This is a genomic window from Microbacterium sp. Bi128, from assembly GCF_918698205.1.
Map to the genome: position 1 here is coordinate 1 of NZ_CAKKMM010000696.1, position 2630 is coordinate 2630.

Annotated in this window: 3 protein-coding genes; 2 read left to right on the plus strand and 1 reads right to left on the minus strand. The window is 65.4% G+C overall.

Features of this window, described 5'->3' with window-relative positions; translation table 11 throughout:
* Nucleotides 1–444, plus strand: a 444-nt coding sequence (locus LQV45_RS25015) for a hypothetical protein (RefSeq protein ID WP_230009320.1), incomplete at its 5' end; no start/stop codon positions are given.
* A gap of 149 nt (nucleotides 445–593) precedes the next feature.
* On the plus strand, nucleotides 594–1622 hold the full coding sequence (locus tag LQV45_RS25020; RefSeq protein ID WP_308288926.1) for a thioesterase domain-containing protein: 1029 nt from the start codon (nucleotides 594–596) through the stop codon (nucleotides 1620–1622).
* 23 nt (nucleotides 1623–1645) lie between these two features.
* Here the strand turns inward: LQV45_RS25020 and LQV45_RS25025 are convergent, their stop codons facing one another.
* Entirely contained in the window at nucleotides 1646–2500 is an 855-nt protein-coding gene (locus LQV45_RS25025; protein WP_230009322.1) for an HAD-IIA family hydrolase, read from the minus strand.
* Between the last annotated feature and the right edge of the window lie 130 nt (nucleotides 2501–2630).

A 2630-nucleotide genomic window follows, 5' to 3' on the forward strand; every position in this document is an offset into this window, starting at 1 on the left:
ACGCAACTTATCCAGCGCATCCGCCGCATGGGGATCATCTCGCACATCCGCGTCGACCTCGGCCTGGCCGCATTCGTGGAATCAGCGGCGCTGGCCGGCCTGCGCAACGACCTCAACGCGATCGACGGCGGGGCCTCCGGCTCGGAGGTCGCCGGCATGCCGGCTCCCGGTGGAGTCTCCCTGGAACTGACCGCGCACCGCGACGATTCCGCTGGATTGCCACCTCTGGACATGGCTGGGGAATTTACGGCCTCGATCGATCCCTCAGGCACCCGGAAGCTGAACCGGTTCTCCGACGACGAACTCTTCGCCGCGAGCGACTCCGTGTTCGGCCTTCTCGATGATCCCGCTGACATGGCCCGCTCGGAACTCCTGGCGACCTATGACGAGATCGGCATGGAAATCAGCCGCCGCGAGGTCGGCCGCGAGCCCGAACCCGCGTAACCGGCAACGGCGCTTCAACGGCGTGCCAATGGCCCCAACCGCGACAGTGGCGTGCCAGCGGCGCTTCCACGCTGAGCTTCGGGACCGCTGTATGGTCCGGTTTCTCATCCCCGCCGAAGCGTGGATACGGTAGAGATGTGCCGGCCGAGATGGATCCGAACCATCCGCGAGGCCCCGGTGCTTCCGAGGCCCGCATGCTCCGCCGCGCCGTCGAGCTTAAACGGGTTTCCCGGCGATCGTTCCTGATCGGCGCAGGGTCCGCGTCGCTGCTGGCGGCGGACATGCTGTTCACTCAGCGCGTGCAGGCCGAGCGGCGTGTCAGCCGGGTCCTCGAAGTACCTGATGACGTTGCCGAACGGTATTACCCCCACGCCAGCTGGATCCTGTTCCCCGGCTACAAAACGAGCTGGGAAGAAGCCCTGTGGATCCTGAACGCGCTGCGCGGCTCCCTGAACAAGAGGGGCCAGCTCGCCGCCGTCGGGTATTCCAACGAAGGCCTGGACATCGACGAGGTGGTCATCGCCGTGATCGAGCACGTCCGCGCCCACAATCTCACCACCCTCTACTTCTACGGCCATAGTTTTGGCGGCATGGTGGCAACCCAGGTGGCGGCCCGGCTGCGCGAACTGCACGGCGTCGAAGTGGCGTTCATCCTGCTCGACTCCAGCCCGGCGAGCCGGCACGACGTGCTGGACCAGAGCTGGTTCGAGGGTGTGGTGATGCTCTACGAAAGCGGGTTCCGCTTCCCCACAGTGCTGCGCGGCGGCTATGAGCTCGGCGAGAGGATGCTGCACAAGAATGAACGCAGTTGGGGTCAGGTGGTGGACCAGACACTGGAACAGCTGTCCCCGATCGCGCCGTCCAGCGTGCTGATCCAGTCCGAATCCGCCTATATCTTCCACTTTGAGGCCAGCCGTTTCGTCGGGAAGCTGGGCGAAACGAAGATGGCGTTCATCGGCAACCCCCGGGACAAGACGGTGGATTACGAGACCGCCCGGGACACCTGGTCACTGTCCTTCAAAACCAACATGGTCTCGGATGACCTGCGCACCGACGGGGCGAGGCCGGAGCACGCGAGCCCTGGCTGGAGCCCGTTCATCTACCGGCCCATCATCGAAAAACTCCAGGACGACCTCTTCCCGCTGCCGGGCGGCGGCGGGAAGAAGACCGCGTTCTGAGGTATCGCGTTCTGGGGTGTTGCTCAGATCTGGTTCTTGAGGTCCGCCACGGAATTCAGGATCTGGTTCGGCCGGAACGGATACGCGGCGATATCGTCCCGGTGGGTGATGCCGCTGAGCACCAGCACCGTGTGCAGGCCCGCCTCCATGCCGGCGATGATGTCGGTGTCCATGCGGTCGCCGATCATGGCCGTGGTTTCCGAGTGCGCGTCGATCTGGTTCATCGCCGACCGGAACATCATCGGGTTGGGCTTGCCCACAATGTACGGTTCGCGCCCCGTGGCCTTGGTGATGAGGGCGGCGATGGCCCCGGTGGCAGGCATGGGTCCGTCCTTCGAGGGCCCGGTGGCGTCCGGGTTGGTGGCGATGAAACGCGCGCCGGCGAGGATCAGGCGGATGGCCATGGTGATGGCTTCAAACGAATAGGTGCGGGTCTCGCCGAGCACCACGAAGTCGGGGTTCTGGTCGGTGAGGATGAAGCCGGCCTCGTGGAGCGCCGTCGTGAGTCCTGCTTCGCCGATCGTGTAGGCGCGGTTCCCCGACTCCGAACCGCGGACCTGGTCCTTGAGGAACTGGGCCGTGGCCAGGGCCGAGGTCCAGATGTTCTCCTCCGGGATTTCCAGCCCGGAAGAGCTCAGCCGGGCCGCGAGGTCCCGGGGCGTGAAGATCGAGTTGTTGGTCAGCACGAGGAACCGCTTGGAGGTGTCCACCCAGCGCTGGATCAGCTCCGCCGCGCCCGGGATGGGCTGGTTCTCGTGGACCAGCACGCCGTCCATGTCCGTGCGCCAGCACTCGATTTCCTGGCCGCTGCGGTACATCGAGGCGTACGAACGGCCCTCGTCTGAATCGGTACCATGCTCTTCGCGCTGATCTGCCATGCTGTCCTCCGCCTAAGTGTGCCGCTTCCTGTCACCCAGTCTAATGTTGAGGCGTGACTGAACCCGAGATCCCCGCCCCGTCCCTCCCCGCCGCAGAGGAAGGGCCGGAACCGAAGGCGGAGGTCGGCGT

Bases quoted from the DNA above. Each gene is read 5' to 3' on its own strand.
- LQV45_RS25020 (WP_308288926.1), top strand. From the start codon at position 594: ATGGATCCGAACCATCCGCGAGGCCCCGGTGCTTCCGAGGCCCGCATG.
- LQV45_RS25025 (WP_230009322.1), bottom strand. From the start codon at position 2,500: ATGGCAGATCAGCGCGAAGAGCATGGTACCGATTCAGACGAGGGCCGT.